Source organism: Bradyrhizobium glycinis (genome assembly GCF_016031655.1).
GTDB classification, from domain to species: Bacteria; Pseudomonadota; Alphaproteobacteria; order Rhizobiales; family Xanthobacteraceae; genus Bradyrhizobium; species Bradyrhizobium glycinis.
The window spans coordinates 129,539-137,913 of record NZ_JACCHQ010000023.1; the positions used below are offsets into that span (position 1 = coordinate 129,539).

4 protein-coding genes are annotated in these 8,375 nt (G+C 58.8%); all 4 read left to right on the forward strand.

The window, feature by feature from the left end; all coding sequences use genetic code 11:
- Nucleotides 1-353 precede the first annotated feature (353 nt).
- The gene (locus HZZ16_RS27840; RefSeq protein WP_197953025.1) at nucleotides 354-4,124 is read left to right on the forward strand and encodes a vitamin B12-dependent ribonucleotide reductase; all 3,771 of its coding nucleotides are present in this window, start codon (nucleotides 354-356) and stop codon (nucleotides 4,122-4,124) included.
- A gap of 225 nt (nucleotides 4,125-4,349) precedes the next feature.
- A complete protein-coding gene (locus HZZ16_RS27845) occupies nucleotides 4,350-6,068 on the forward strand; it encodes an ATP-dependent nuclease (RefSeq protein ID WP_197953026.1) in 1,719 nt (572 codons plus the stop codon).
- A 119-nt stretch (nucleotides 6,069-6,187) separates the two neighbouring features.
- Nucleotides 6,188-7,261 (forward strand): GTP pyrophosphokinase, encoded by a 1,074-nt coding sequence (locus HZZ16_RS27850; RefSeq protein ID WP_197953027.1) that lies wholly within the window; start codon nucleotides 6,188-6,190, stop codon nucleotides 7,259-7,261.
- 220 nt (nucleotides 7,262-7,481) lie between these two features.
- A complete protein-coding gene (locus tag HZZ16_RS27855; RefSeq protein ID WP_197953030.1) occupies nucleotides 7,482-7,997 on the forward strand; it encodes a ParB N-terminal domain-containing protein in 516 nt (171 codons plus the stop codon).
- Nucleotides 7,998-8,375 lie beyond the last annotated feature (378 nt).

Below are 8,375 nucleotides of genomic sequence, written 5' to 3' on the forward strand. Positions count from 1 at the left end.
CCAGCCGGCCAAAGGCTGCGGATGAGGGCTTGTCTGCCCTCGGAATGCGAGCCTCTTCGGGGCGCCAGAACGGGCCGGCAACAGGCTCGGATGGCATCGATGACGAAGTGACGTTGTGGGGCGTTGAACGCATGTCGCGCACATCCCCTTGGGGGCGGATGGGTGTGGACATGCCGGCGGGACGATCGATGCGACGCATCGAGGTCGCGCCGGGAAAAAACAGGGCCGGATCCACCGGCTGAACTGCGGTGCCCCAAGGCCGAACGGCTGACGGCGCCCGCGAGATGCAATGACGACCCGGCACGCCCACAACGAGGGGCGGGACCGGTCAAAGAAAAGGACGGGGCAAGACGATGCGGATTGAGCGGCGCCACACCACGGCAGGACAGTCACCTTATGCGGGGATCGAATTCCGCCTGACCACGTCGGAGATTCGCAATCCCGACGGCTCGGTCGTGTTCAAGCTTGATAACGTCGAGGTGCCGAGCGAGTGGTCGCAGGTCGCCTCCGACGTGCTGGCGCAGAAGTATTTCCGGAAAGCGGGCGTTGCCGCGCGCCTGAAGAAGGTCGAGGAGGAATCCGTCCCCTCCTTCCTGTGGCGCTCCGTGCCCGACACCGAGGCCCTTAGCCAGCTCCCTGAGAAGGAGCGCTATGTCAGCGAGCTCAGCGCCAAACAGGTGTTCGACCGCCTCGCCGGCTGCTGGACCTATTGGGGCTGGAAGGGCGGCTATTTCACGAGCGATGACGACGCCCAGGCCTTCTATGACGAGCTCCGCTACATGCTCGCCATGCAGATGGTCGCGCCGAACTCGCCGCAATGGTTCAACACCGGCCTGCACTGGGCCTATGGCATCGACGGCCCCGGCCAGGGCCATTATTACGTCGACCCCTTCACGGGCAAGCTGACCAAGTCCAAGTCGGCCTACGAGCACCCGCAGCCGCATGCCTGCTTTATCCAGGGCGTCGGCGACGACCTCGTCAACGAGGGCGGCATCATGGACCTCTGGGTCCGCGAAGCCCGCCTGTTCAAATACGGCTCCGGCACCGGCTCCAACTTCTCGCGCCTGCGCGGCGAAGGCGAAAAGCTCTCCGGCGGCGGCCGCTCCTCGGGCCTGATGAGCTTCCTCAAGATCGGCGACCGCGCCGCCGGCGCGATCAAGTCGGGCGGCACGACGCGCCGCGCGGCCAAGATGGTCGTCGTCGACGTCGATCACCCCGACATCGAGACCTATATCGACTGGAAGGTGAAGGAGGAGCAGAAGGTTGCCGCCCTCGTCACAGGCTCCAAGATCAACCAGAAGCACCTGAAGGCGGTGCTGAAGGCCTGCGTCAACTGCGAAGGCTCGGGCGACGATTGCTTCGACCCCGAGAAGAACCCTGCCCTGCGCCGCGAGATCAAGCTCGCGCGCCGCAGCCTCGTGCCCGACAATTACATCAAGCGCGTCATCCAGTTTGCCAAGCAGGGCTACAAGGACATCCAGTTCGACACCTACGACACCGACTGGGACAGCGAAGCCTATCTCACGGTCTCCGGGCAGAACTCCAACAACTCGGTCTCGCTGAGGGACGACTTCCTGCGCGCAGTCGAGACCGACGGCGACTGGAATCTGACCGCCCGCACCTCGAAGAAGGTGACCAAGACGCTGAAGGCGCGCGACCTCTGGGAGAAGATCGGCTACGCCGCCTGGGCCTCGGCCGATCCGGGCCTGCACTTCAATACCACGATGAACGACTGGCACACCTGCAAGGCGTCCGGCGACATCCGCGCCTCCAATCCGTGCTCGGAATACATGTTCCTGGACGACACGGCGTGCAACCTCGCCTCGGCGAACCTGCTGACGTTCTACAACACCGACACCAAGCGCTTCGACGTCGAAGGCTATGAGCACCTCTGCCGGCTCTGGACCATCGTGCTGGAAATCTCCGTCATGATGGCGCAGTTCCCGTCGAAGGCGATCGCCGAGCTCTCCTACGAGTTCCGCACGCTCGGCCTCGGCTACGCCAATATCGGCGGCCTCTTGATGACCATGGGCCTGCCCTACGACTCCAAGGAAGGCCGTGCGCTCTGCGGCGCGCTGACCGCTGTCATGACCGGCATCACTTACAAGACCTCGGCCGAGATCGCGGCCGAGCTCGGCACCTTCCCCGGTTACAAGAAGAACGCCCAGCACATGCTGCGCGTGATCCGCAACCACCGCCGCGCCGCGCACGGCCAGTCCAACGGCTATGAGGCGCTCAGCGTCAACCCGGTGCCGCTCGACCTCGTCTCCTGCCCGCAAGGAGACCTCGTCAGCCATGCCCAGGCGGCCTGGGATGCGGCGCTCGAGCTCGGCGAGAAGCACGGCTATCGCAACGCCCAGACCACGGTGATCGCGCCGACCGGCACGATCGGCCTCGTCATGGATTGCGACACGACGGGCATCGAACCGGACTTCGCGCTGGTCAAGTTCAAGAAGCTCGCCGGCGGCGGCTACTTCAAGATCATCAACCGCGCGGTGCCGGCCGCGCTGCGCGCGCTCGGCTATCGCGAGAGCGAGATCGCGGAGATCGAGGCCTATGCCGTCGGCCACGGCTCGCTGGCGAACGCCCCCGGCATCAACGTCACCACGCTGAAGGCCAAGGGCTTCACCGATGAAGCGATCGCCAAGGTCGAGAAAGCCCTGCCGACCGCCTTCGACATCAAGTTCGCTTTCAATAAATGGACCTTTGGCGAAGACTTCATCCGCGACCAGCTCGGCATCGGCGCGGAAGCCATTGCGGCTCCTGGTTTCGACCTGCTCCAGGCCGTCGGCTTCACCAAGCGCGAGATCGAGGCGGCCAACGTCCACATCTGCGGCGCGATGACGGTGGAAGGTGCCCCGCACCTCAAGGCCGAGCACTATCCGGTGTTCGACTGCGCCAACCCCTGCGGCAAGATCGGCAAGCGTTATCTCTCGGTCGAGAGCCACATCCGCATGATGGCAGCGGCGCAGCCCTTCATCTCGGGCGCGATCTCCAAGACCATCAACATGCCGAACGACGCCACGGTGGAGGACTGCAAGTCCGCCTACATGCTGTCGTGGAAACTCGCATTGAAGGCCAACGCCCTCTATCGCGACGGCTCCAAGCTCTCCCAGCCGCTCAACTCGCAGCTCATCAGCGACGATGAGGACGAGGACGATGCGATCGAGTCGCTGCACGAGAAGCCGATGGCGGCGCGCGCCACGCATGTGGCCGAAAAGGTCGTCGAGAAGCTGGTCGAGCGTATCGTCGTGATGCGCGAGCGCGAGAAGATGCCCGATCGCCGCAAGGGCTACACCCAGAAGGCGGTGGTCGGCGGCCACAAGGTCTACCTGCGCACCGGCGAATATGACGACGGCCGCTTGGGCGAGATCTTCATCGACATGCACAAGGAAGGCGCGGCGCTGCGCTCCTTCATCAACAACTTCGCCATCGCGGTGTCGCTCGGCCTGCAATACGGCGTGCCGCTCGACGAATATGTCGACGCCTTCACCTTCACCCGCTTCGAGCCGGCGGGCCCCGTGCAGGGCAACGACAGCATCAAGTACGCGACCTCGATCCTCGACTACGTCTTCCGCGAGCTGGCGGTGAGCTACCTCTCGCGCTTCGACCTCGCCCACGTCGATCCCAACGAGACGGGCTTCGACGCGCTCGGCAAGGGCGTCGAGGAAGGCAAGGAGCCGGACGAGGACGGCGGCCACCACGCGACCAAGCTCGTCTCGCGCGGCCTCACCCGCTCGCGCACGGACAATCTCGTCGTGATGCGAGGCGGCTCGGCCGCGGTCAGCCAAGGCAACGACAGCGCACCCTCCGGCGGCAGCCGGGTCACGGCGCTGGCCGCCCACGGCACCTCGTCCCGCCTCAGTGACACCATCGAAGGCGCCGTCGCCCTGAAGCAGGAAGCTCAGCACGATCTGTCTCCGACGGAGAAGCTTGAGCAGCTGCAGTGGAGCAAGGCCGGCACCGCCGCGACCGCAGCGCCGACGAAGGCCGAGCGCCGCGCCGAAGCCAAGGCCAAGGGCTACGAGGGCGAGATGTGCAGCGAGTGCGGCAACTTCACGCTGGTGCGGAATGGGACGTGTATGAAGTGCGATACCTGCGGCAGCACGACGGGGTGTTCGTGAGGTTTCTGGGCTGGCACAAACTTCATCACAAAGGGGCGACCGGATGGTCGCCCCTTTTTTAGATCCGATGGCTGAATTCACCCGCACGAAATCGCGTTGCACGCCACTCGTCGAGATAATCTCGCCCTCTGCTAATTTCTATTTCCGGTTGAGAACCAAATCTGCTCTTATCGCCTATACGCTGTCCTCTACCAAGCCTCCGCACGGGCTCCACTGAGATCAAACATGTTAATTTCAGCAATCAAAATCGATAGATTCAAGCGCCTTCCTGCAGTCGAACTACCGTTGTCCAACGTCACAATACTTATTGGGGGCAACAACGCAGGGAAGTCCTCGCTGCTTCAAGCTATCCACCTGATGATAACGACACTGCAATCGGCGAAGTCCGCAACCAACAAGAGCGCCCCCGCGAGCACATTGGGGGTGGACCAATTTCTCTATAAGCCTTCCAATCAACCCCTCAAGCTAAGCTACCAAACAGATATGACGTCGAAAACTGGACCGGAATTCGTCGTCACCTATCGCGAAGCAATAACCGACGATCCCAAAGATTTCAGCTTAAAGATGAGGCGGGGCAAGAATCTGAACATCGCCATCGAGTTCGATCACCGGACACGCTTTTACGAGCGCGCGTCGGATCGCACTCGCCCACTCTCAATCTTCGTACCAGGTCTCGCCGGTGTGTCACTTAGCGAAGAACGTAGGACAGACGCTATAGTAGCTGCAGGAATCGCTCAGGGGGACGCAAACTTATACCTACGCAATGTCCTACTGCGGCTCACCAAAAATCCGGAGAAGCTAGAGAAGTTTCACGCCATCATTGGCGAAGTATTCTCCAATCTAACGGTACATTGTGATTTCGATGAACACATTCACACGCATATCGATGTCTTAGTAGAGATAGACGGAAAGAAAGTCCCTCTCGAACTAGTAGGTGCTGGGGCGCTTCAAGCAATTCAGCTCGTCGCCTATGCAACAATGTACGACCCTGGCCTGTTGCTGTTGGACGAACCAGATGCTCACTTGCACCCCTCAAACCAGAGACTTCTAGCTGCCACGCTTCTGAAGATTGCCGAGCAAGGCCCCGTCCGGATTATCTTGGCAACTCACTCACGGCACATATTCGACTCTCTATCGCGCTCTCACATGACCGACATCATCTGGCTGAAGAAAGGGGTCAAGCAAGAGAAGAAGGACACAGAAGATCTTTCGATTTTGCTCGATATCGGCGCACTCGATAGTTATGAACTTTTGACCGCCGCTAAATGCAGGGTCGTCGTGCTAACCGAAGACAGCAAGAGCGAGCGTCTCCGAATTTTGCTGGAACGAAGTGGCTTCGTGCAAGACGAATACATGCTCCAGTCGTTTGATGGCGTGAGCAATATTGCAATGACAGCCACCGTAGCCGAATTTTTTCTCAAGCAAGCCAATGATACTTATGTACTCGTCCATCGGGACGCAGATTGTATGCTGCCGGACGAAGCCGAATGGTACAAGGAGAGAGAGATAAAGAAACTACCTGACCGCTGCGAATTGTTTATTACCCCACTGACAGATATTGAACATCAATTCTGCACGTCTCAACACCTGAGCATGGCTCTCGGAATTTCTCCTGAGCAAGCCACTCAAATTGTCGACGGGATCATAGCAGCTAACAACGCCTCGCTCGCGGTCGACTTCGCCAACAAAAGAGCGGAGCTAAAAAGCAAAATACTGAAGGGTAAACCAAGCGTCCCCAGCGCCGCCGACCTTCTGGGCGCGCAGATAGCCTTTGAGTTCGTGAAAGGAAAACGTCTCTTTGGGCTCCTGAACGCTGAACTCACGAAACTTCAATACAATCCGATGCACTTAGTAAACAAGCCAACAGATGCCCTCATAGTGGAGAAGCTCAAGGACTTCGCGAGGAAGGTCTGGCCCTCGCCTACGCCGCACGGAGGATCGTGAATCTTCCTCGGCAAGTGAGCCATTTCCAGTCATTACTTCGCCGGTTAGAAGGGCCCTCCAAGAGGATACTCCAAGCTTCTAGTAGTCACTGATGAACGCTGAAGAACCGGCAAATTTAAATGGCAAACACCGACCGAGCGTGGATAGAAGAAACCCTGTCCCGACACAGCCGATTGACGCCAGCCGTTGTCGGACTTCTGAAGAATATTCTCGACAGGAGTTCTATTGAATATCTGAGCATCAGCGGACGTACCAAGGAAATTGGCTCAACGGAAGAGAAGATCCGCCGCAAGAAATATACTCAGCCCGAAGTGCAACTTACGGATCTCTCCGGGATACGGGTAGTTACGTTCTTAGAAACTCAAGTTAAGGAAATCAGCGATCTCATTCGAGCCACATTCGAGATAGACGACAAACGTAGCTTCGATAGAGCCTCCATACTGGGCGACGATCGAATGGGTTATCGGTCGACGCATTTCGTCTGTACTCTTGGGTCGGGCCGGAAGGGTCTCTTGGAGTATGAAGCCCTCAGCGAGCTAAAATTCGAAATCCAGGTAAGAACAGTCCTTCAGCACGCCTGGGCAGAACTTGCCCACGATCGTTCATTCAAGCTCGGAACTGGATTGCCGGCCAAAATTCAACGAAAGCTGAACCTTTATTCGGGAATGCTTGAGATTGTCGATGGAGCGTTCGACGAAATCGCCCGAGATGTAGAAGCGTATAAATCCGAGATAGCCACTAAGACCGCGAGTCAGCTTTCCGACGCCGAGCTAAATTCGCTCACTCTTCAACCCTATCTCGAGCAACTCGCGGATCAATATAATCTCGATATAACTTTCGTTGAAATCCCGGAGGAAGTTATAAACGAATTCAAGGCATTTGGCCTGAACAAGATTGGAGACCTGAAGGCGATCGCCAATAAGTACGTACTAGAGCAAATTATCGAGCATTCGGCAGGCGATGAAAATGCGATAGGCTTTGTTCGCACGTTGATGATGTATCACGATATTGATCGATACTTCACGATTTGGAAGAGATGGGAGGGCTTGGATAGGCCGACTGCGTCGCTGTTAGCTAAACGATATGGCTCGCAGAAATTCAAACAGCTTATGAAAGACAAGCAGATTTGGATCGAAGGTGAAGAGAACCTTGGGTCGTTCAACGAACCTCTAGGGGACGAAGGTTTTTGGTAGCCTTGGCGGGTGGAGCGTGGCGATACCCATCGGAAATACGATGACAGTGCACTAATCGCTCGCTATAGCCGGACCGGCTACTCGGCTAGCTTTCGCATGCGCCCATGATTAAGTGCACACCGCAAGCGGCAAAATTGCCTTTGCCGTTGAGCCCTTCCCTCCTAAACTCCCAGCTCACCGGCATCGGTTCCGACGGGCCTGGAGGAAGCGGAGTCAAACTATGCCCAAACCGGAAAGCTTCCCTATCGAGAAGATCTTCGTTCCCACCAAGCAGAAGAAGACCCTCAACCCCGAGACCGTCGCGGAGATCGCGGAAAGTATCCTGGACATCGGACAACAGGCCCCCATTTCCGTCCGGCGCGACGGAGACCGCCTCGTTCTGGTCGAGGGACTGCATCGGCTCGAAGCCTGCAAGGCGCTCGGCGAGGCGACCATTCTCGGGGTTGTCGTCTCGGCGGAGTTTGCTGAGCACAAGCCGCTTCTCGCCGAACGACCGGAAGTCGAGGCAGAGCGCATCAAGATGGCGCGATTGAAGCAGTTGCGCCTGGAGAAGGAAGCCGCGGAGGCATCGACTTCTGCCTTGAAGGGCCATGGCGCAACGGAAGCGCCGCGCAGCCGTGGGATGAAAGGCGGCCGCGACAATGCGAAGGCATCGCCGGCCCGAACTGCGAAAGCGCCACCCAAAACATTGTCGGCCTGGATCACGCAGCAAAAGGGCAGCGGCGGCCGCTATTGATGGCTGGGATCAGCGCGAAGGATGGGTAGAGCCCTTGCGAAACCCATGATTTGCGCGACGGTTATCGATGGGTTTCGCTTCGCTCTACCCATCCTTGTATTAGCGCGATCGCCTATAATGAGCCGTTCCGTGAGGAATGGCCCAGCCCGGGTAGCCGCCCGAGCTGGGTCGCCGTTCGATCGGATCGGTACCCATCGAAGCCTTGAGGGCTGTCTGACGTAGCGAGATCGCGATCGGCACTTCATCGGGACCCGAATGGTTGAACGAACTTTAGGTTCGCATCACAAGGGAGGGATCGACGAAGATGGCCAAGCATACCACGATCTGTGCCGGGATCGATACCGGCAAACGGAAGCTCGACGTGGCGATCGAGGGCCG